Annotated in this window: 16 protein-coding genes; 5 read left to right on the top strand and 11 right to left on the bottom strand. The window is 74.0% G+C overall.

The window, feature by feature from the left end:
* Positions 1–33: 33 nt before the first annotated feature.
* The 8 genes from ACZ55U_RS32985 to ACZ55U_RS32950 form a co-directional block, all read right to left on the bottom strand.
* Complete coding sequence (locus ACZ55U_RS32985; protein ID WP_465532131.1) at positions 34–2,853, bottom strand: DUF5682 family protein; 2,820 nt, start codon at positions 2,851–2,853, stop codon at positions 34–36.
* Entirely contained in the window at positions 2,850–3,965 is a 1,116-nt protein-coding gene (locus ACZ55U_RS32980; protein ID WP_465532129.1) for an ATP-binding protein, read from the bottom strand. Before ACZ55U_RS32980 ends, ACZ55U_RS32985 begins: the two co-directional genes overlap by 4 nt.
* An 89-nt stretch (positions 3,966–4,054) precedes the next feature.
* Positions 4,055–5,473, bottom strand: coding sequence for a VWA domain-containing protein (locus tag ACZ55U_RS32975; protein ID WP_465532127.1), 1,419 nt, complete (start codon positions 5,471–5,473; stop codon positions 4,055–4,057).
* A complete protein-coding gene (locus ACZ55U_RS32970; RefSeq protein WP_465532145.1) occupies positions 5,470–6,888 on the bottom strand; it encodes a hypothetical protein in 1,419 nt (472 codons plus the stop codon). Before ACZ55U_RS32970 ends, ACZ55U_RS32975 begins: the two co-directional genes overlap by 4 nt.
* A complete protein-coding gene (locus ACZ55U_RS32965; protein ID WP_465532125.1) occupies positions 6,858–7,379 on the bottom strand; it encodes a hypothetical protein in 522 nt (173 codons plus the stop codon). Before ACZ55U_RS32965 ends, ACZ55U_RS32970 begins: the two co-directional genes overlap by 31 nt.
* A 121-nt stretch (positions 7,380–7,500) precedes the next feature.
* Positions 7,501–8,886, bottom strand: a complete 1,386-nt coding sequence (locus ACZ55U_RS32960; RefSeq protein ID WP_465532123.1) for a M14 family zinc carboxypeptidase — start codon at positions 8,884–8,886, stop codon at positions 7,501–7,503.
* Between the two features lie 129 nt (positions 8,887–9,015).
* Entirely contained in the window at positions 9,016–9,309 is a 294-nt protein-coding gene (locus ACZ55U_RS32955; protein ID WP_465532121.1) for a hypothetical protein, read from the bottom strand.
* Between the two features lie 205 nt (positions 9,310–9,514).
* Positions 9,515–10,780 carry a glycoside hydrolase family 1 protein gene (locus ACZ55U_RS32950; RefSeq protein WP_465532119.1) on the bottom strand — a complete coding sequence of 422 codons (1,266 nt, stop codon included), beginning with the start codon at positions 10,778–10,780 and terminating at the stop codon, positions 9,515–9,517.
* 264 nt (positions 10,781–11,044) lie between these two features.
* On the opposite strand from ACZ55U_RS32950, the gene ACZ55U_RS32945 reads away from it, so the two are divergent.
* On the top strand, positions 11,045–13,768 hold the full coding sequence (locus tag ACZ55U_RS32945) for an NACHT domain-containing protein (RefSeq protein WP_465532117.1): 2,724 nt from the start codon (positions 11,045–11,047) through the stop codon (positions 13,766–13,768).
* Positions 13,769–13,831: 63 nt separating this feature from the next.
* On the opposite strand, the gene ACZ55U_RS32940 is transcribed toward ACZ55U_RS32945, so the two are convergent.
* Positions 13,832–15,385 (bottom strand): S8 family serine peptidase, encoded by a 1,554-nt coding sequence (locus ACZ55U_RS32940; RefSeq protein WP_465532115.1) that lies wholly within the window; start codon positions 15,383–15,385, stop codon positions 13,832–13,834.
* A 791-nt stretch (positions 15,386–16,176) separates the two neighbouring features.
* Between ACZ55U_RS32940 and ACZ55U_RS32935 the strand changes: the two genes are divergently transcribed.
* Both ACZ55U_RS32935 and ACZ55U_RS32930 read left to right on the top strand, forming a co-directional pair.
* A complete protein-coding gene (locus ACZ55U_RS32935; protein WP_465532113.1) occupies positions 16,177–17,169 on the top strand; it encodes a hypothetical protein in 993 nt (330 codons plus the stop codon).
* 166 nt (positions 17,170–17,335) lie between these two features.
* On the top strand, positions 17,336–17,755 hold the full coding sequence (locus ACZ55U_RS32930) for a hypothetical protein (protein ID WP_465532111.1): 420 nt from the start codon (positions 17,336–17,338) through the stop codon (positions 17,753–17,755).
* A 307-nt stretch (positions 17,756–18,062) separates the two neighbouring features.
* Here the strand turns inward: ACZ55U_RS32930 and ACZ55U_RS32925 are convergent, their stop codons facing one another.
* The gene (locus tag ACZ55U_RS32925; protein WP_465532109.1) at positions 18,063–19,460 is read right to left on the bottom strand and encodes a TolB family protein; all 1,398 of its coding nucleotides are present in this window, start codon (positions 19,458–19,460) and stop codon (positions 18,063–18,065) included.
* A 270-nt stretch (positions 19,461–19,730) separates the two neighbouring features.
* Positions 19,731–21,065, bottom strand: coding sequence for a hypothetical protein (locus tag ACZ55U_RS32920; RefSeq protein WP_465532107.1), 1,335 nt, complete (start codon positions 21,063–21,065; stop codon positions 19,731–19,733).
* 170 nt (positions 21,066–21,235) lie between these two features.
* Here ACZ55U_RS32920 and ACZ55U_RS32915 point away from each other — a divergent pair, with 170 nt between their 5' ends.
* Positions 21,236–21,745, top strand: a complete 510-nt coding sequence (locus ACZ55U_RS32915) for a hypothetical protein (protein ID WP_465532105.1) — start codon at positions 21,236–21,238, stop codon at positions 21,743–21,745.
* Positions 21,746–21,776: 31 nt separating this feature from the next.
* The gene (locus ACZ55U_RS32910; RefSeq protein WP_465532103.1) at positions 21,777–21,899 is read left to right on the top strand and encodes a hypothetical protein; all 123 of its coding nucleotides are present in this window, start codon (positions 21,777–21,779) and stop codon (positions 21,897–21,899) included.
* Position 21,900 lies beyond the last annotated feature (1 nt).

Here is a 21,900-nt window from a genome sequence, read left to right as displayed (position 1 = left end):
GAGCCACCGGACAGGGGTGGCTCCGGCCGCTGTTCACGCCGCGCCGAGCAGGGCCGCCAGGGCGGCGGCCGTCTCCGGGTGCCGGCCGAGCAGCGCGACGCCCCGCGGCTCCTCCGGCGCCGCCCAGGAGCCCTCGCAGCCCAGCAGGGCCGCGAGCGCGTCGGCCGTCTCCCGGTGGGCCAGAAGCAGGTCGGCTCCCCGTCCGGCGGCGGCCTCGGCCCGGGCGGGCGCGGGGGCGGGCGCCGGCGCGTGCCAGGGCGGGACCCAGGTGTCCAGGTCGGCCAGGCGGCCGGGGAAGATCCGGCCGGCCTCGCGGGTCAGCAGCGGCGCCAGCTCCGTCCCGCTGGTGCGCAGCGTGGCGATCAGGGTGGGCAGCCACGGCAGCAGGACGGGGTCGGGCAGGCGGGCGAAGGCGTTGGAGACGGCCTCCACGACGATGTCGACCAGGCCCGGGACCGGCTCCAGGGCGTGCAGCAGTCCGCTGAGGTAGCGCGGGTAGGCGGGCAGCATCAGCGGGTTGCCGAGCAGCGCGTCGCAGCGCTCGCGCAGTTCCTGCCGGGAGAGCCGGCCGAGGTGCACCTGGGCGCCCCACAGCAGGGCGGCCTTGGCGGGTTCCTCCGGGTGGGACTGGGCGACGGCGAGTTCGAGCTGGGTGCGGTCGCCGCCCAGGGACAGGGCCAGGCCCTCCATGCCGAACAGGAACCCGAGCGTCGCCGCGACCTGGCGCACCGTGGCCGTCTCCTCGGTGAACGCCGTCGGCAGCAGGGTGCAGTAGTGCGCGTACCCGGTCTTGGCGAACCGTTCGATCCACTCCGGCAGTTCCGGCTCGTTGGTGCGGTAGTACGCCAGCAGCTTGCGCGCCCGCCGCAGCACCTCGGGGGCGCCGTCGACGCTGCGCTCGCCGGACAGCACCTCCAGGGCCCGGGTGCCGAGTTCGTCGGCGAGGCGGCGGCTGCCGAGCAGCAGCGTGGCGTCCTCGACGGTCCGCAGGACCACGGCGGTGGTCGCGTCGGCGGCGTTGGCCTCGCGGCGCAGCCGCTGTTCGAGGACCTGCTCCAGGCTGACGCCCTCGTAGCCGAGTTCGATCAGGGCCCGCTGGTGGGTGCCGAGGGCGAGGTCCCAGGACTCCTGCACGGGCTGCTCGCCGAGCTTGCGCTCGCCCATGATCGGGCGGGCGGCGCCGTGCGGGAGCAGGTGGCGCAGCATCCACAGCACGTCCGAGCAGGCCGACAGCCGCGGGTCCGCCCTGATGTCCAGCAGGGCCCGCTTGACGCCCCGGGCCTGGAGGTCGAGGCCGAGCGGGGCGAGGCGGTCGTGCACGTCGCGGGCGAGCGGGGGGAGGGACTCGTAGCCGACCCGGCCGATCCGGTCGCCGCCCATCATGATCTCGACGAGGCGGCGCACGTCGCGCCGGCCGGGGACGCGGTCCTTCTCGATGCAGGTGACGGCCGCGTCCAGGAAGTCGTACGGGGTGGGCTTGGCCCGGTCGCGCATCCCGGCGAGCAGGATGGACGTCTCGTACACGGCGATGGCGTCGGCGGTGGAGGCGAGGTAGCCGTTGCGGCGGGCGGCGCGCACGATCTCGACGGACCAGCCGAGCAGTTCCTCCTGGTCGAGGCGGTCCAGGACGGGCGGGCGCCGCAGGAACCCGGACAGCATGTCGGCGGCGTCCGCTTCCGTCGCCGGGGCGGGGGCCGCGGCCTTCCGCGCCCGGCCGGCCTTGCCGCCGGCCTGGCCCTTGAGCCGGTAGGGCTGCACACGGGTGCGCTTGAGGTTCTTCTCCCACTGGGTGGCGGCGATGGACACCGAGCCGCCCTCCAGGCCGAACTGGGCCTCGATCGCCGCGTGGCTGGAGGGGATCAGGCCGTACTGCCACTCGGTGGCCGTGCGCGCCGGGATGGTGAAGGAGCCGGAGGAGCCGTGGACGCCGAACTCCTCGACGCGGCTGGCGGCGTGGAAGGCCCCGCAGACGTAGACGCTGTCGGCCGGGTCGGCGCCGGTGGCGGCCAGGTGCTCGCGGATGCGGGTCCACATGTACCGCTCGCGGTCCTCGTCGATGCGGACCCGGTCGGCGTCACCGGGTGCCAGGCGGCGGAAGAGGCTGCCGATCAGGAACATGACCTGCCGGTAGGTGGCGTGGTCGGCGTCGCCGAGCGGCAGCTCGACGTACTGGTGCCACCACTCCGACCAGTGCCGCACCTTGCCGTGGCGCAGCAGGTGCCGCTCCAGTTCGGCGAACCGGGGCCGCAGGTCGCCGAGTTCGACGCCGACCGCGTCGCCGTGCAGCGCGGCCTCCGGCTCGGCCGGGGTCGCGTCCGGCTCGGCGGGGGCGTCACCCGGCGCGGCCTCCGCGCGGGGCTGCCACTGGAAGACGTGGTCGCAGGAGCGGTCGACGAGGACCAGTTCGACGCCCGGGGTCTCCAGCGCGTACGCGATGGCCTGGTACTCGGCGGAGGCCTCGGTGATCGGCGCGACGACGGACAGCGGCGCCCAGTCGGCGGGGAAGCCGTCGATGCGGGTGGCGAACGCCTGGACGGCGACCGGCAGCCGGCAGTTGCGCAGTTCGGTGAGCAGCGGGGCCAGGTCCTCGCAGAGCTCCAGGAACACCGTCTTCGGCTGCTTGGCGCGCAGCCGGCGGGCCATGGCGGTGGCGGAGGCGGGGGAGTGGTGGCAGACCGGGAAGATCTCCAGCGGTTCGCGCAGCGCGCGGTCGACGTCGTCGACGAGGCCGTGGAGGATGCCGTCCAGCGCGCCGGGTCCGTCGGCGAACGCGGCCGCCGCGTCGTGGAGCTGGGCGCGCAGCGCGTCGAAGGTCCCCTGCTCGGCGGGCACCGGGGTGGTCACGTCGTTCACGCGAGCGCCTTGAGGGCGTTGAGGCCTGCCTGGTGGAACTCCGGCCACTCGCCGCCCTCCTGCTGGCCGCGCGGGCCGACGACGCCGGTGAAGTACTTGGTGAGGATGGCGGAGTCCTCGGGGGCGCGGCGGGCGAGCGAACCGACCAGTGAGGAGCCGAGGGAGCGGGCGGTCAGCGTCCGCTCGCCGAAGAAGTCGCTGTGCAGGACGGCGTCCTCCAGCACGCCGATCTGCTCGGCGGTGGACAGCGCGGACCCCAGCTTCTCGTCCTCGCCGGCGGCCTGCTGGGCGGCGTCGCGCAGGTCGCCGAAGCTGCGCAGCAGCACGTCCAGCAGGGTGGGCGGCACGTCCAGGTCGAGCTGGTGGCGGCGCAGCAGTTCCGCGGTGCGGAAGCGGACGATCTCCGCCTCGCTGGCCTTGTTGGTCACCACGGGGATGCGCACGAAGTTGAAGCGCCGCTGGAGCGCGGAGGACAGGTCGTTGACGCCGCGGTCGCGGCTGTTGGCGGTGGCGATGACCGCGAAGCCAGGCTTGGCGAACACGGTGCCCTCGGGGCCCTTGAGCTCGGGCACCGACACGTACTTCTCGGACAGGATGGAGATCAGCGCGTCCTGGACGTCGCTGGTGGAGCGGGTGAGCTCCTCGAACCGGCCGATGGTGCCGGTCTCCATCGCGGTCATGATCGGGGAGGGGATCAGCGACTCCCGGGACTGGCCCTTGGCGATCACCTGGGCGACGTTCCAGGAGTACTTGATGTGGTCCTCGGTGGTGCCGGCGGTGCCCTGCACGACCTGGGTGGAGTTGCGGCACACGGCGGCGGCCAGCAGCTCGGCCAGCCAGCTCTTGCCGGTGCCGGGGTCGCCGATCAGCAGCAGGCCGCGGTCGGAGGCCAGGGTGACGACGGCGCGCTCGACGATGCCGCGTTCGCCGAACCACTTCTGCTCGATGTCGCGGTCCAGGCCGTCGGAGCGCTCGGAGCCGAGGACGAACGTGCGGATCATCTTGGGGGACAGCCGCCAGGTGGACGGCTTGGGGCCGGTGTCGACGGATTCGAGGTAGTCGAGCTCGTCGGCGTACTTGATCTCGGCGGGGGCGCGGAGCAGGTCGGACATGTGGTCGCCTTTCTGGGCGTGCGTGCGGGCGGGCCTGCGTGGGTGCAGGCGGGTTCGGATACGGGGTGCGGGACGCCGGGCGCCCGCCGTCAGGTGAGGAAGGTCTTCAGCTCGTGGACGAGCTTGCGGATGTGGCCGGAGATCACCGGGGTGCCCTGGTCCTTGAAGCGCTCGCGGAACCACGGGTTCACGCTGCCGCGGCCCGAGCTGGTCACCGACCCGACCGGGATGAACTTCGCCCCGGAGCGGTGCACGGCGGCCATCTGGGCGAACAGCTCCTCGCCGCGCCACTCGTAGAAGTCGGAGATCCACACCACGACGGTGTTGCGCGGTTCGGCGATCCTGGGCTGGGCGAGGGCCATGGCGACGGTGCCGTCGGTGCCGCCGCCGAGGTCGGTGCGCAGCAGCGCCTCGAACGGGTCGTGCGCCCACGGGGTGAGGTCGACGGCGCGGGTGTCGTAGGCGATCAGGTGGACGTCGACCTTGGGCAGTCCGGCGAAGATCGAGGCGAGGATGGTGCAGTTGACCATTGAGTCGACCATCGATCCGGACTGGTCCACGACGACGATCAGCCGTTGCGGCGTGGTCTTGCGGGCGGTCTGCCGGTAGTAGAGGCGGTCGACGTAGAGGCGCTCGTCCTCCGGGCTCCAGTTGACGAGGTTCTTCTCGATCGTGCGCTTGAGGTCGAGGTTGCGGAACACGCGCTTGGGCGGCACCGAGCGGTCCAGCTCTCCGACGCTCGCCTTCTCCACCTCGGTGCGCAGCACCTCGGCGACCTCGTCGACGTAGCGCCGGATCAGCGCCTTGGCGTTGGCGAGCGCGGTGCCGTCGAGGTTGTCCTTGTCGCGCAGCAGCTGCTCGATCAGCGACATGCTCGGGGTAAGCCGGGAGGCGAGCGCGTTGTCGGCGAGGACCTCGCGCAGGTGCATGCGCTTGACCAGGTCCGCTTCGAGCCCGGCGAGTTCGGGGCCGATCTGCGGGATGAGCGTGGAGAGGTCCGGGCTCCCGGTGCCTCCGCCGGTGCCGGTCCCGGCAGCGGTGCCGGCGCCTCCTCCTCCGGTGCGCAGCCCGCCCGGCTTGCAGCCCAGGGCGCGCTCCAGCCAGGAGGCGTCGGACTGCCAGGCGGCGAGCTGTCCGGCCGTCACCGTGCCGGAGCCGGTGGCGAAGGTGTTGAGGAGGACCTTGGAGACCAGCGCGGCGCGGCGCACCTCGGCCGCGCGGTCGCGGCCGGTGGCGTCGGGGTGCGGGACCATCAGGCCGTCGAACTCGGCGGCCAGCGCGGGGTGGCGCTGGACGACGGAGTCGAGGGAGACGCGGGGGTCCAGCAGGGTCGCGGGCAGGCCGATGTCCTCGGTGACGGCCAGGGCGGCCGACTCCAGGGCGGGCTGCTCGGCGGGGTCGAAGAGGCGGGCCAGCAGCCGCCAGTACAGGAGTTGGCGGCGGTTCTCGTCGCGGGAGGCGTTCGCGGTCTCGGGGCCGCCGGGGGTCGCGGGTATCGGGTCGTTCACTTGCGCAGCAGCTTTCCGGCGCGCTCGCTCAGCACGGCCACGGTGGTGGCGGCGGCGCTCTCCGCCTTGGCGCCCGCCTTGTCGGTGGTGCCGCCGGCCCACGCTCCGGCGTGCACGGCGACGGTCTGGCGCTTGACGGTGGTCTCCACGGCGAGGGGCTGGAGCACGAAGGCCCCGGCGTCCCACCGGAGCAGGCCGATGCACGCGGTGGAGGCGGCGACGGCCTTCGGCGTGAGCGGCCCGGCCTCCGGGAGGCGGCCGGTGTCGACGGCGACCTCGTGCCCGGCCAGGGCGAAGACGGGTGCGCCGTCGGCCTCCCGGGCGGTGTAGCCCTCCAGGAAGACGGGCTCGGCGAGCCGTACCGGGTGGCGCTCCAGCGGTGCGGGCGGCGCCGCCACGGCGGTGGGCAGGACGACGCGGGCGGTCGCGAACGGGTCGGCGCTGACGCCCGGCCGGGCGAGGTCGTCGCGCCACAGCAGGTCGCCCTCGGCGGTGAGCGGCATGTCCGTCACCTCCATCGCGAGGCCGTCGCCGAGCGCGGCGAGCAGGGACAGGCACGGGCGCAGCAGCTGCCAGATCCCGGCGCCGAGGACGCTGTCCGGCTTGGTGGCCGACACCGACGCCCGGACCAGGCGCGGCGCCGATCCGTCGGACGGCTCCAGGACGGCGTGGACCTGCGCCTGCGCGGCGGTGGCGTGTTCGTGCAGGTCGACGCCGAGCGGCAGCAGCCGGCCGGTGACGTGCTCCACGGCGGGCGCGCCGACGGCGCCGGGCGCCGTCAGCAGCACGGCCCGTGACCACAGGTCCGCCCAGCGCCGGGCGGGGACGCGCTCCAGGTTCGCCCCCGGGCAGGAGGCCGCCAGCTCGCCGGCGAACCCGTCGAGGAGCAGGGCGAGCCGGCGCAGCGCGGGGTCCGGGAGCATCGCGGAGACGATCGGGGCGGAGGCGGACACGAGGTCGTGGTCGAGGCCGTGCCAGCCGGCGCGGGCCAGGTCGGCCAGCCAGGAGCGGGCCGCGGCGAGCAGGTTCGGTGCGCACCGCTCGCCCGGCGCGGTGGCCGGCGACGGGGCGGTGCTCCGGCCGGTGGCCTCGTCGACGGCGCCGCGCAGCGCGTCGTGGGCCGCCCCGAGCAGCGCGGTGCGGGCAGCGGCCAGGGCGAGCAGGTGGTCCTCGTCCGCGGTGCCGGCGCGGGCCTTGTCCACGGCCTCGGTGACGAGGGCGGACAGCGGGGAGGCCGCGAGGGCCGCCGCGAGGTCGCCGAGCGCCTCCGCCTGGGCGGGCTGGGGGCGCAGCAGGCCGTCCGTCAGCACCCGGTCGAAGGCGTCGACGACGGCGAGGGCCTCGTCGAGGCCGCCGATCGGGGAGGAGAGGAGGTCGACGCGCATCACGCCACCGCCCGCGTCGTCGGGAACCAGTGCAGCTCCGGGACGGGCGTGGTGACCGGTTCGAACTCCAGGTACCGGAGGTGGTTCAGGAAGCGGGCGAACACCGCCGGGGCCGGGGAGGTCTCGGCCTTGACCGGGTGGGCGGCGGCCATGGCGCGGGTGAGGTCCGCGGCGCCGGGGGCCTCGGCGGCCTCCTCGGTGCCGGCGTCGATCCGCAGGTAGCGGGCGACGCGCTCGCCGCCGAACTGGAGCACCGCGTCGTCCACCAGGGTGACCAGGTGCTTGCAGAAGCCGCCGCGCAGGCCGCCGCAGGGCCGGTTGTTGTTGGTGCTGCACGAGAACTCGTGGCTGCCGGCGGCGATGGCGGACACGTAGACCCGGCTGATGTCCGAACCGCTGGACACCACGCCCTGAAGGCGTCCGTCGGCCAGCTCCACGAACGGGACCTTGGCGAGCTTGCGGGGGCGCGCGGGCGGGACCACCCGGGCCGTACTCGAATGCTCCCAGGCAGGCGAAAGCACACCGTCTCCTCAGGATTGGGGATGAACGCCGCTCGGCGGCGCTTCTGGTGAGGAACATAGCGGTGGTCACTGACAGCCCGCCGGTTCGGTCCGGGGGCGGCCCCGGGTCTCGCGGGCCTGGTCATGCCGCGTGCAGGCCGAGTTCCACCGCCGCGAGGACGGTGTTCGCCTGATGGGCCGCCTGGTGTGCCACCGGGATCCAGGTGGGGCGGAAGCGCCGCTCGTACGCGTCCGTCCACTCCCTCAGCAGGGCGTCGAGTCGCCCGGCCGCCGGCGCGGTGCGCCCGTCGGCCGGGCCGAGGGCGCGGCGCAGCAGGGCGGCGGTGCGCACCGGTAGGCGGTGGGACCACAGGTCGATGCCGTCGAGGCGGGCCTGTGTCAGAAGGCCGGGCCGCAGGAGGCGTTCTCCGCCGGCGCTCGGGTCCCACTGGTCGGAGAGTTCGCGTAGGGCGGTCAGCGGGGTGCGGGCGGCGCGCAGCAGGGGCGAGTCGGGGAGGTGGGGGCCGGCGGCGTCGAGGAGTTCGGTGATCAGGTGGCCGTGGTGGCGCAGCCGGTCGGCGCAGGCGCTCAGGTGGGCGCGGGCGTCGGGGGCCGGGCGGGCCGGGTCGGGGTGGGCGGCCCAGAGGGGGACTTCGACGATGAGGGTGTCGCCGCCGTGGCGCCGGGGGGCGAACCAGGGGGTGGCCAGGACGCCCGGGCCGGTGGAGTCGGGCGCGGTGGAGCCGGGCGCGGTGGAATCCGTCGCGGTGGAGCCCCGCTCGCCGGCCGCCGGGCCGCCGGGGGCGGTGAGCATGCCGGTGGTGCTCTCCTGGCGGTCGATGTCGTCGGGGTCCATGACGAACACGCCGGGTCCGGGCTCGCGCAGCCGGAACGTGTCGAAGGAACCGGAGTCGACGGGGATGCCGAGGGCGGCGGCGGACTCGGCGAAGGGCGCGGCGAGGCCGGGCAGGTCGCGGGTGGTCTGGACGAAGGTGCCGCCGACGTCGGTGGAGTGGAGGGAGAACTGGAGGCGGGGCCGGAGTTCGTCGATCAGGTCGAGGACGGCGCGGCTCTCGGGCAGGTCGACGCCGACCGCCGGGGCCCATTCGGGCTGCTCCTCGGCGGCGGGGCGGAAGAACGTCGCGAAGTACTCGGGCAGGGTGCGGGCGTGCCGGCTGTCCTCGGCGAGGTGCGCGCCGTCGGGGTCGAGGCAGAGCAGGAAGTTCCAGGTGACGGCGGAGCGGGTGGCCGGCCGGGCCAGGACGCGGTGGGCCAGTTCGACGATGCTCGCGCGGGCGGAGAACTCGTCGGCGTGGGCGCCGGCGACGACCAGCACGTGGTCGTCGCCGCGGCCCACGGTCAGCAGCGGCAGGGGGCGCCCGGCGCGGGAGGTGCCGAGCGTGCGCACGGAGCAGCGGTCCGGGTGCCGGGCGGCCAAGTGGTGTGCGCTGTCGGCGAGTTCGTCCAGGCCTGGGTAGCGGCCGTCGAGGACGGCCTTGCCCGCGGTGGTCGAAGCGTCGGTGAACACGGTGGCCTCCCAGGGGCGTACGGCGGTCCTGGGGTACCGCCTACCTCCTGGGCGCGGCCGTCAACCTCGCCCCGCCTGCCTCGCCGTCCCCTGCCCGAGGCCCCCGCCGGTCGGCCGTCCGCCGGGGGGCTACCGAGCGGTGAGGCGGTGGCTGAGGAAGTCCAGGTAGGGGGAGCCGTAGGCGTCCGCGAGGTCGTCGAGGTCGATCATCGGCGGGATGTCGATGACGGGCTGGCGCTCGACGAGGAAGGCCACCGTCTCGTGGATGATCCTGGTGTCGTCGACGTGGGCGTCGGCGATCTGCGGCAGGCCAAGGATGCCGTCGGTGACCCTGATCCTGGTCTCGGCCTCGGCGGCCCCCTCGCGGACCCGGACCAGGTGTTCGTGGTCGCCCAAGGGCTCGACCTGGATCTCGACTCCCATGGCAGTCTCCGCCTTCCGTTCCATGTGGTCCGGGCCGTCAGGCCGCGGCTGTGTGGATGCTAACGCCCGGTGGGCGCGGCGAGGGCATCAGCTGCTCGCCCGCCCGACCGGCGCGTCGGCGGCTGCGGCTGCGGCTGCCGCTGCGGCTGCGGGGCGGACGGGGAGGCCCGGTGCGGTGGCTCGGGTGGAACGGTGGGCAGGGGTCTCAGGGCATGGCGACGGGCAGGAAACGGCTGCGGCCGGCCGCGCCGAGCCAGATCGCGGAGGGCTTGGGGGTGCGGACGAAGGTCTCCCGGTCGACGGCGATCAGGCCGAAGGTGGGGGCGAAGCTGCCCCACTCGTAGTTGTCCAGGGCGCTCCAGTGGAAGTAGCCGCGCACGTCGACGCCGTCGGCCATCGCGGCGGCCATGCCCTCCAGCGCGCCCGCCGTGTAGGCGACGCGGCGGGTGTCGTCGGCGGTGGCGATGCCGTTCTCGGTGACGATCAGCGGCACGCCGGGCGCGGTGGCGGCGGTGTGCCGCAGCGCGTCGCCGAGCGCGCCGGGGTAGAACTCCCAGCCCATGAGGGTGCGTTCGGCGTCCGTGGGCACCGGAAGCGGTCCGTCGGGGCCGATCAGGGTACGGGTGTAGGCCTGCACGCCGAGCCAGTCGTCGCTGCGGGCGGCCTCCAGGAAGACGTCCTCCAGCGGACGGAGGTAGGCCTCGCGGGCGGCCTCGCCGCCGGGCAGCGCGTGGCTCACCTGGCTGGCCACCGACCAGCCGGTCCGCACGTGCGGGGCCCGGGACTTGACCGCCTCGACGGCCAGCCGGTGGGCCCGGATCAGGGCCTCGGTGGCCCGTTCGTCCGGCGCCGGGAGGCCGGCGGTCGGGAGGGAGAGCCCGGCCGCGTCGGCCTTGCCGAGCATCAGGTCGAACAGCGGGACCTTGAGGGCGACCATGTTGGGCTCGTTGACGGTGCAGACGTGGTCGACGCCCTCGGCGTAGACCGGCGCCGCGGCCTCGGCGTAGCGGGCGAAGAGTTCGCCGGAGTCGGCGGCGAGCCAGCCGCCGCGCCCGGCGAACCAGCGGGGCGAGGTGAAGTGGTGCAGGGTCACCATCGGCCGCAGGCCTCGCTCGTGGGCGCCCTCCACCATGCGGCGGTAGTGGGCGATGGCCGCCTGGGAGAACTGCCCGGGGGCGGGCTCGATCCGGGCCCACTCGATGCTGAACCGGTAGTCGGTGAAGCCGAGTCCGGCGAGCAGGTCCATGTCCTCGCGCCAGCGGTGGTAGCTGTCGCAGGCGTCACCGCTGGGCTCCTTGATGAGGCCGCGGAGGCCACCGGAGGTGCTCTGCTCCATCAGCCACCAGTCGCTGTTGGTGTTCCCGCCCTCGGTCTGGTGGGCGGCGGTGGAGGCTCCCCAGAGGAAGTCCTCGGGCAGGGTGGTGCGGTGGGCGGAGGGCACGGTTTCTCCTTGCGCGGTCGTGCGGGTCATGTGGGTCATGCGGGTCGTGCGGGTCGTGCGGGGCGGTTCCGGGGGTGACGGGCCGGGCCTCACCATAAGCGCGAAAACATGACAGGACAACGGTTTCGCTGATGAAAACTTGATGGCGAAAGGTATTCGGACCCCGGGCCGCGCCGTCCGTCCCGGTCGCCCTCCTCGACCCCGGCCGGAACTGACGGACCGTCGAACAAATCGCGGCGCCGCTGGTAGAAAGGAAGTCGCCGGCAGGGTCGACACAGGGGGTGGAGCCGGGGAGTGACGGCATCAGAACCCGGCCACGGGCCCACCGGCATCCGCAACGTCGTCACCGACAGCACGGTCCACTACCTGGTGCAGGTTGGCGTGCTCAACGGCGAGCTGCACCTCACCGTGCCGCCCCGCGCCGAGCCGCCGCCGACACCGCTCGGCCTCGCCGAGGAGCGGCTCGCCCGCAGCCTGCTGTACCAGTGGCGGGCCGAGGCCGACGCCTGGGACATGGCCGACCCCGAACCGCTGGCCGTCCGCTGGGTGCACAGCCGTACCGCGCTCGGGCCGGGGACGGAGCTCGGCGGGCGCGGTGACCGGGTCGGCACGATGGCGGGGGCCCTGCTCGGACTCGACCGCCGCCGCCTGCTGATCCTCGGCGGGGCCGGCGCGGGCAAGACGACCCTCGCCGTGCTGCTCACCCTGGAACTGCTCGCCCGCCGGCTCACCCGCGGCGAGGACGTCCCGGTGCCCGTCATGCTCTCGCTGGAGTCCTGGGACGCCGAGCGGGTCAACTTCCACGACTGGCTGATCGGCCGGATCACCGAGGACCACCCCGGTCTGCCCCGGGTGGACGGGCTCCACCCCGCCCGCCGGCTGGTGAGCGAACGCCGACTGCTGCCCGTCCTGGACAGCCTCGACGAGCTGCCCGAACACCGGCGGATCGCCGTGCTCGGCGCCCTCGGGCGCCAGCTGGGCCAGGAGGGCGGGGTGGTGCTGATCTGCCGGACCGAGCCCTACCGCGAGCTGGTGGCGACCCAGCGGGACGTGCTGCGGGTGGACTCGGCGATCGAGGCACTGCCGCTCGACCCGGCCGACGTCGCGTCCTACCTGCACCGCGCCCGGCAGCCCTCGCGCGCCGCGCAGTGGGCGCCGCTGCTCCACGAACTACGCTCGGCGCCCGACGGCCCGGTGAGCCGGGCGCTGTCGACGCCGCTGATGGTGTGGCTGCTGCGGCGCGGCTACGAGTGGGCGCCGGCGGACCCGGGCGAGCTGGTGGATCGCGGGCGCTTCGCGACGGCCTGGCAGGTGGAACAGCACCTGCTCGACCGGATCGTGCCCGCGTCCTTCCCGCCGCTGCCGCCGGCGCCCGACCGGCTGCATCCGCCCCGGCGGTGGGAACCGGACCGGGCGCGGGCCTGGCTCTCCTTCCTCGCCCGGCTGATGAACCGCCAGCAGACCGCCGAACTGGCCTGGTGGCGGCTGTTCGGCGCACCGCTGCCGCGGGTGCTGGCGGCGCCCGCGCTGATCGCGGTGGGGATCGCCCTGTCGGTGGTGTTCGACCTGCTGCTGCGGTCCGTGGGCCCCCGCCACCCCGTCGGCCTCGGCGTCGGCGTCGGCCTCGGCGTGGCCCTCGCGGGGGCGGTCCGGACGGCCGGGCAGGCGTGGTTCGGGGACGAGGCCTCGACGCCCCGGCGGCGGGCCGATCCGCTGCGCTTCGCCAGGGCCCTCCGCTCGGCCGGCCGCAACGGGAGACTGGGCCGGGCCTGGCGGCTCACGGTGGTGATCGGCGGGCCGCCGGTGATCCTCGCCCTGGGCCTGTGCCAGCTCCTGGCACCGGCGACGGGGGGAATCGCGCTGGTGGGGGCCGTGCTGCTGGCCGCCTACCTGATGATCGTGCTGGCGGCCCCCTCGGACACCGTGGACGCGGCGACCCCCGACGCGCTGCTGCGCTCGGAGCGGACCTCGGTCCTGGTGACGACGGCCGTCCTCGCGCCGCTGCTCGCCCTCGGGGTCGGACTGATGGACTGGTCGCGGGCCCGGACCTACCAGTACGCCCAGGTGGACTGGACCTACGCGCTGGCGACCTGGTGCGGGGCCGGCGCGACGTTCCTGCTGCTCAGCCCGTGGAGCCGGTGGCTGCTGGCGCGGTGCTCGCTGGCACTGGCGGGCCGGCTGCCCTGGCCGCTGATGACCTTCCTGCGGGACGCCCACCGGGCCGGCCTGCTCCAGCGGACCGCCGGGACGTACCGCTTCCGCAACCTGCGGCTCCAGCAGCACCTGGCCGCCAGGCCCGGGCCGGGAGGCCACACCGGTCCCGGGGGCCCGGGGATCCCCGCTCCCCGGGTGGCGCCTGGCGGGGCGACGCCGGACGGGGCGGCGTCGGGCGAGGTGCCGCCGGGCGGGATGGCGTCGGGCGGGATGGCGTCGGGCGGGGCGACGATGGCCGCGACCGACCCGCTCGGCCTGACGTCCCTGCCGCCGGCCTCGACCTGGCGGGGCGTCACCGTGCGGCGCGAGCCGGGATCGTACCTGCTCAGCGGCCGGATCCGCACGGTCATGCTCGCGCACTGGGGCCCGATCGGTGCCCTGCTGGGCCTCCACCTGGTGCGGACCACGGTGACCGGCACCTGGGACCGGTTGGTGTCCTGGAGCCCGATAGCCGCGCTGCCCGCCCTCGGCGTGCTGGTGATGCTGATCAGCCTCCTGCCCCGGCGGCGGATCGAACTGCACGTCACCGACACGTTCATCGCCGCCCGGCGGGGCAGGCACCGGTGCCGCTACGAGTGGCGCGACGTGGACGAGGTGGCCGTCCGCCGGGTGTACGTCCGCGGCCGTGACGTCCGCACCCACGGTCTCCACGTCCGGCTGCGGCCGGGCGCGCCCGTTCCCCCGGAGCGCTACCGGGGGACGGACGGGTGGTACCTGGTGCAGTCCATGGGCATCGGCCGGGCACTGCCGCCGGACCTCGCGCAGGCGCTGGCCGAGCTCGCCGGCGGCCGCTGGCGGCCGTAGCGCGGGCCGGGGTCCTCACCCCGGCCCGCGTTGGCAGCACCGCCTCCGATCGGGCGGTACCGGCTACTTGACGGCGCGCAGCGCGTTGACGACGCCGTGGCCGTAGAAGCCGTTGACGCGCTTGCCGCCCGCGCAGATGGCGTCCGCGGTGCCGGCGCCGGTCCCGTCGGTCCCGGCGGTCCCGCCGTTCCCTGCGGCCGGGGCGGTCGGGCATCCCGGGTTGTCCGCCTGGGCCTTGAGCATGGCCTGCAACTGCTCCGGCGTCGCGTTCGGATGGGCGGACTTCAGCAGCGCGGCCACGCCCGAGACGTGGGGAGTGGCCATGGAGGTGCCCTGCTCGTAGCCGTACCGGTTGTTCGGCAGCGTCGACAGGACGCCGCCCGAGCCGGACGGGGTGTCCGAGGCCTGGTACTGGTCCCCGCCCGGCGCGGCGACGTCGATCACGCCGAGGCCGTAGTTGGAGTAGTACGCCTTCGTGCCCTTGGCGCCGGTCGCGCCGACCGTGACGACGCCCGGCAGCTGCGCGGGCAGGTCCCAGCACTTGTGCGGGTCGACCGTGCGGCTCGCCGGGGTGGAGTCGTTGGGGCTGCCGCCGTCGGTGAAGCCGTCGGAGGCCAGGTCGTGGTTGGCGTTGCCGGCCCCGGCGACGTTGAGGGTGCCCTTGCGCCGGGCGTAGAGCTGGGCGCGGTCGACCGCGTCGATGATGGCCTTCTGGTCGGGGTCGTCCAGGCAGTTGTACTGCCACGGGTCCACGTAGTAGCTGTTGTTGGTGATCTGCACGCCGTGGTCGGCGGCGAACACGAAGGCGCAGACGACGCTCTCGGCGTAGATCAGCTGGCGCGGGGTGGGCTGGGAGACCGTGATGCCGGAGACCTTCACCCCGGGCGCCACGCCCGCGACGCCGATGCCGTTGCGGGCCGCGGCTATCGTGCCCGCCACGTGGGTGCCGTGGAAGTAGTCCGGGTCCACCGGCCGCCAGGCGCCGTACGTGGTGTCGGCCTTGCCGCTGGCGCAGCTCGCGGACTGCGAGGGGGAGAAGTTCGGGGCGAGGTCCGGGTGGGTGTCGTCGACGCCTGTGTCGATCACGGCGACCGTGACGTCCGCGCTGCCCGGGTTGATCCTCGCGGCCTGGTCCGCGCCGATCGCCCGCAGGGCCCACTGCTCGGCTTCGAGGGGCTCGGCGCCGCCGCCGGACGCCTTCGCGATGCTCGCGGCCTCGGCCTCGGAGAGGCGCCGCACCGAGCCCGCGTCGACCGCCCCCGCCGGGCTCAGCGGCGCGGTCCGGGTGGCACCCGCCGACTGCACCCCGGGCACCGCGCGCATGCGCTCGGCGAAGTCGGGGGTCGCCGAGTGGGCGACGATGACGCCGATCCCGTCGTAGGTGACGACGATGGTGCCGCCGGCCGCGGCGACGGCCCGTTGCACCGCTGCGATCGTGTGACGGTCGGTCCTGGTGTTGACGACGTACGCCAGGGAGTTCGCGCCCTCGGCCTGCGCGGCGGACCGCGCCCGGGGCGCCGCCGAGGCCGGCGCGGGCAGGGCTCCGAGCGAGGCGGTCAGCGACAGCACGATCGGTGCGGCCAGGCCGAGCCGGAGTAAGGAACCTATTCGAGCCATGTGCTCTCCACATCATCCGGGTGCGGGACCCGGCCGGGAACGGAGTGCCGGCCGGGCTGGTACGGGACGGGTGGTGCAGGAGTGAAGCTAACCCGCCGTCTCGCCGACCAGCAATGACCTTGCACGGACTCCCGGCGGCCCGGATCGGCCGGGGCGGGGACCCGTCGTCGACGCCGGGGCCCGGCCCGCTCGGCATCGGTACGGACCCTCCAACCACGCCGCTGGGACAGCGACTTCGGTGCCGGTCAGGCCGCCGAACAGAAGACGCTGGTGTCGTGTCGGCCGGTGCGCCCGGCATCGGCGCTGGCTATTCGGACAGCGGCCACAAGGCGGTGACGTAGAACGGAGATCGAGGAGATCGAAGGTTCGATCGCGGGAGCCGTGCCGGTATTCTTCCGATATCCCACCGAGAATGCGGGCTCATCAGCCGTGCTTCGTGAATACGCCGGCCGTGACCGCCCCAGACCGCCTGGCACGGCGTCAGGAGCTTGCGTTATTGTATGCCCGTTAAGTGGCGACGCGCTGATCTCGATTCCCGATGGCCGGCCACATCATGCCAAGCGATCCACGGAAAGACGAAATTCGACCATTGGCGCGGCGGCGAGGCCGGTGAAGGAGCAGACCGCACACCAACGGGCCTGCGAACATAGCGGGTTGTCGCCGCGGCCCCGTTTGATGGCGGGGCCGGGGCCGGGGGGCCGCATCGAACCTGACGCTGCTGCTCGCCCGCACGTGGCCGCCTCATCCGCTTTTCCTCGTCGTCGCATCCGCCAGTTGTGAAAGAGATTCCAGTGCCCCGTCGCAGCCGCCCCACCGCCATCGTGCTGGCCGCACTGCCGCTGCTCCTCGCCGGATGCTCCAGCGCGGCGCCGAGGGCCGGGGACGGCGTGCCGGCCGGATCGGCCGGCACGCCGTCGGCAAGTACACCGTTCGAATCCGCGTCCGCAGCTCCCTCCGGCGTACCGGTGCTCCAGTCGGCCAACGACAAGCCACTGCCGCTCGACCCCTATCTCCTGAACGCGGATCAACTGGCGACGCTCAGCAGCGCGCAGGACAGGCTGCTGTCACGCTGCCTGGCGCGCTTCGGTTTCAGTGACAACCACACACCCGTTCCCATGCGGCGAGACAGCGACGCCCCGAAGACCCGCGTCGACGGCCACTACGGGCGTCAGAGCGCGGAGTTGATGGCGAAGTGGGGCTACCACCCCGAAGGCGGGGCCCGCCCCAGCCCGGTCGCCCCGACTGAGCGGACGCAGGCGCCGTCCGCGGAGCAGCGGATCGTGCTGACGGGATCATCGGATGCCGGTCAGATGTACGGACGGGGCGGTCAGTCGATCGGCGGCCAGACGGTGCCCGATCACGGCTGCTTCGGTGAGGTGGCTCAGCAGCTCACGGGGGCCGTCGATGGCCAGCTGGGCGATGCCAAGGTCGCCCAGGACCTGAAGTTCGAGACGCTGAAGAATTCCCGGGACGATGCACGCACCCGTGCGACCTTCGCCAAGTGGTCGTCCTGCATGAAGGCCGACGGCTACGACTATCCCGATCCGCTGGCGGCGTCGGGCGATCCGGAATGGTCCAGGACCCCCATGCCGACGCAGCCGGAACTGCAGGTGGCCACCGCGGATTCGGCCTGCCGGAGCCAGGCCAATGTGGTGGGCGTCTGGTACACGGTGGACTTCGGCTACGAGGAGCAGGCGATTAAGGACAATGCCGCTGCCATGGCGGAAGCCAGGAAGAGCATCGAGGCCCAGCTCGCGGCGGCGACGAAGGCGCTGGCCGACTGACGGGCACCGGCCCGGCCGTCGTCGCGATGGCACCGTGACCGGATCGTCGTGCGCCCCCGTCCCCGCAGGTCAGCGGCTGGCCTGATGGCAGGATGAGCAATATGATGATCAATCAGATGAACGCCACACTTATTGTCTTTAGCGTCATATCAGGGAAGGATTTTCGATGCGTTTCAAGAAGGCCATAGCCGCAGTTGCCATGGCGGGCGGCGTCCTGGCCGGTGGGCTGGCCACCGCCGCACCTGCGACGGCTGCCTCTTGCCCCAATGCGCCGGGCGGGATCTGCCTGTACTACAACTCCGCGGCGAACGGCCACGGAGCCTCGGTGGAGGTCGAGATCAATGACTGGTCCTACCAGCCGTACACCTTCGCCTGTGACAGCCTGACCGGGAACTGCAACGGTGCGGGGCAGACCGCCTACAACAAGGCGGCTTCGGTGAAGAACTTCAGCGCCCACGCCTACGTGGTGTATTACAACAGCGGCTGGGACTGCAGCTACGCCTGCCAGACGATTCCCAGGGGGACCTTCCCCGACCTGAACCCGACCATGAAGAACAACAACGCTTCGGGGCAGTGGGTCTTCTAGCCGATACTGCCGGCCTCGCCGACCCCTCCGGCGTGTGACCGCCGCGCAGAACGCCCTCCTCCGGGTCGGACAGGCCGATGGTGACGTCCACCTGGACGTCACCATCGACGGTTTCCACCTGCTGCTCGACAGCGCCCCGCCGAACGCGGCCCCGAGTCACGGCCCCGCCGGCCCGCCTGCCTGCTGCCCGGCCTCACCACCCGGCGCCGTCCGGAAGCCACGCCATGGCGCCGCACGGTACCCCTCGCCGCGGTCGGACGGTCGGCACCGCACGGACGTAGGCGGGCTCGACTCTGCGGCAGGCGCCTCAGAACGGCGGCAGGCGGCGGACGAACACGTCCTGGTTGTCGTTGGTGTCCCCGGGGACGAGCGTGCCGTCCTTGGAGACGAACAGGACCGTGCCGCCGGTGGCGTCCACGGCGGGGGCGGAGGAGGCGCCGGGGGTCTGCGAGCCGTCCGGGGCCACGCTCACCCGTTCCGTGCGGCCGGTCCACAGGTCGTGGCGGAAGATGTCGGCGACGCCGTTGGTGTCCCCGGGCACCAGGTTCTCGGCGTCGGAGGCGAAGACGACCCACCGGCCGTCGAGGCCCATGGCGCCGTTGCGCGAGGAGCGCGTGGTCGTGGTGCCGGGCAGCGGGGTGCTGACCTTCGTCACGGTGCCCCGGCGCAGGTCCCGGACGTACAGCTCCAGGTGGGAGTCGCGGCCGCCCGGCGGGCCGCCGGGCTCGTCGAGGGTGAAGACGGCGTGGCGCCCGTCGGCGCTGAGCGTCCCGCCGAAGTCGCCCAGGCGGCGCAGCGCGCCGTCGGCGTCGACGCTGGCGCCGCGGATGCGGCCGGTGTGGGCGTCGTAGACGTAGTACGGGTCGTAGTGGGGCGCGGCGAGCCCCGGCGGGGTGCCGGCGGGCGACGGCGGCGGGGAGGCGGGCCCGTCCGGGGCGAGGAGGTTGGTGGCCGCCGAGCTGAAGCCGATGGTGGCGCCGTCCGCGCTGATCGCCACCGAGCCGGAGCTCGCGTTGGCCGGGGAGCCGTCCGCGCCGACGGTGATCAGGGTGGTGGTGCCGGTCCGGCGGTCGGTGACGAAGTCGTTCCAGCTCCACGGCCGGTAGGCGGCGCCGGGCACCAGGTCGGTGCGGGTGGAGTTGAAGGCCACGTACCGGCCGTCCCAGCTGAGGACGGGGTCGAAGGAGTTGCGGCCGCTCTGGTCGGAGGCCGGGTCGCCGGTGGTGATCAGCTCGGTGCGGCCGGTGCGCAGGTCCCGGACGTAGACGTTGGCGATCCGGGCGGGGTGCTCCCCGGGGGCGACGCCGCTCGCCTCGGTGCTGAACGCGACGTACCGGCCGTCGCCGCTGATCGCCCCGCCGCTGGTGTACCCGGCCAGCTGGGAGCCGTCGTCGGCGAGGTTGACGCGCTCGGTGTGCCGGGTCCACAAGTCCCGTACGAAGAGGTCGCGTCGGCCGTTGGTGTCGCCGGGTACCAGGTTGTCGGCCTCGGACATGAAGAGTGCGTACCGGCCGTCCCCGCTCAGGCCGAGCGTCTTCGACCAGCCGTTGGACCGCGCCCCGTCGAGGCCCATGCTCACCAACTCGGCGCCGCCCCACCCGGGGGCGGCCTGCGCGGGCACCGCCGCCGTCCCGGCCAGGAGCGCGGCGGCGAGGGCGCAGCCGGCGCGTATCAGGCGGCCGGCCTTGCTGTTCGGCTGTTTCACGATGGTCTGTCCTCCCCTGTGACGAGGCCGGACGGCACCCCTCGGCCCCCGCGTCCCGGCTCGGAAGAGCCGGCCGCCGCCGGGTCCGGTCCGTCGACGACCCCGGTCGATGATTGGCGTGGACCCGCCAATGAGGCCAGTCTGCACGAGAACCGGAGAGTCTGTGGGGCTTTCGTGAAGCCGGCGCCCGGGGGCTGCCCGGAACGTGCCCGGGCAGCCCCCGTCGCAAGGGGACCGTCAGGCCGGGTGGGTCCGCCGGCCGCCGGGCCGTCAGCCGTTCTTCAGCGAGCGGACGTAGACGTGCCAGTCGGAGCCCGTGCCGCCCGGGATCAGGTCGGAGCTGTTGTCGCCGAACAGCACCGTCCTGCCGTTGTCGGTCACGAAGGGATCGCCCGCGGCGCCGTCCTTGGGCGTGCCGTCGGCGGCCGTGGTGAGCAGCTCGGTGCGCCCGGTCCGCAGGTCCTGCCGGTACAGGTCGTAGCGTGCCTGGCCGGCCCGGATGATCGTGTCGGAGCAGCCGCCGGAGAAGTAGATCCACCGGTCGTCGGCGGTGATGGCCGCGGACGGGTCCGCCCAGCAGATCGCGTCCGGGTTGGCGGAGGTCCTGACGGCCTGGACCCGCTTCGTCCTCAGGTCGGTGACGAAGAGTTCGGTACGGGCCTTGCCGCCCGGCAGCGGGGTCGCGCTGAGGGCGTAGGCGGCGTAGCGGCCGTCGGGGCTGAGGCGCAGGGTCGGGGCCGCCGCGCCGGGCGTCCCGTCGGGGTCGAGGCCCGCGACGACGGTGGTGCCGCTGTCGAGGTCGGTGGCGTAGAGGGTGGTGAAGCGCAGCCGGGCCAGGTCGGGGGTGCCGCCGTCCGTCGCCGGCAGGAGGTTCCTGGCCTTGGAGGTGTAGCCGACCGTCCGGCCGTCGCGGCTGATCGTCGGGTGCTCCGAGTCGCCGTTGGCGGCCTGCCCGTCGATTCCGGCGCTGACCAGGCGGGTGGCGCCGGTGACGCGGTCGGTGACGTAGACGTTCCGCGTGTTCGGCGCGACGGGCGCCCCCGCCACGAGGTCGGTGCGGGTCGACACGAAGGCGATGCGCCGGCCGTCGGCGCTGATGGCCGGCTGGTAGGAGCTACGGTCTTCCGCGTCGGACGCGGTGCCGTTGGTGACGGCGCTGGTGCGGCCCTTCACCCGGTCGCGGACGTAGACGTTGAACACCCCGTTCGCCTCGGCGGAGAACACGACGTAGCGGCCGTCGCCGCTGATGCCCGCCTCCTCGGCGAGCGAGGTCAGCGCGGTGCCGTCGTCGGCGCGGCTGACCAGCTCGGTGCGGCCGGTCCGCAGGTCGCGGACGTACAGGCCGAAGCCGGGGTTCGCGTCGGCCACCAGGTTCGTCGCGGACGAGCTGAACAGCGCGAAGTGGCCGTTGCCGCTGATGCCCAGGCTCGTCGACTGCTGGTCCGCCCGGGCGCCGTCCACGCCGAGGTCGACCTGGGCGACGGGGCCCCACACCGGAGCGGCCTGGGCCGGTGCGGCGGTGACGGTGACGGCGGCGGCCACCGCGAACAGGGCGGCGGCACGCGCCAGTCGGCGGCCGCGGGTCGTTCGGTTCTTCGGTTCCATGGTGCTGCGTCCTCCCCGGATGGTCGGTCCGGCCCGCCTGTGCTCCCCGTCGGCGGGCCCGGGGAAGAGCCAAGCGCCGGACGCCGCCGACCGTCAACGGTTCGGACGGAAACCGGCCGAGAATACGTCGTGGAGCCCTGGACGGATCATTCGTCCAGGGCTCCACGACCGTGTTCACCGCCGGCGCCCGGCTGTCGTGCCCGACCGTCTACAAGTACGTCGGGAGCAAGTACGTCGGGAGCAAGGAGGAGGCGATCGTCACGGTCGTCCGCTCCCGGCTGGAGCGGGCCGCCGAGGCGGCCCGCGAGGCCGCCGGAGCCGAGGACGCGCCCGAGGGCCAGGTCCTCGCCGTGCTCACGGCGAAGCTGGAGGTCGCCATCCGGCTCTGGCACGACAGCCCCGCCCACGCGGCGGAACTGCTCTCCGCCGCCACGGAGCAGGCCCCCGGCCTGGTCACCGACTACACCGACGGCCTGGCCGCCCTCCTGATGTCGGCGCTCGCCCAGGCCGCCCTCGGCACCGACACCGCCCGGCAGGCCGCAGCCGTCCTGCTCACCTTCACCCGCGGCCTGGAGGAGGACCTGCGCGACCCCGACACCGTCCGCCGCGAACTGCGCGCCGGCGTCCGGATGAGCACCCGCGGGGCACTCGCCCGCCCCGCCTCCACCACCCCGGCCTGACCCCCGCAGGCCACCTGCGAGAGGCACCACCGTGACCGGCGCCACCCCGACCCAGTACCGCGACCAGCAGGCCTGGCGCGACCTCCAGCAGTTCCTGCCCGAGCGGCTGCGCCTGACCGACGCCACCGCGCCCGGGGAGGAGTACTGGAACTGAC

The sequence above is a fragment of the Kitasatospora sp. NPDC034533 genome, from assembly GCF_055575155.1.
This window is presented reverse-complemented; position numbering and strand designations above follow the sequence as displayed.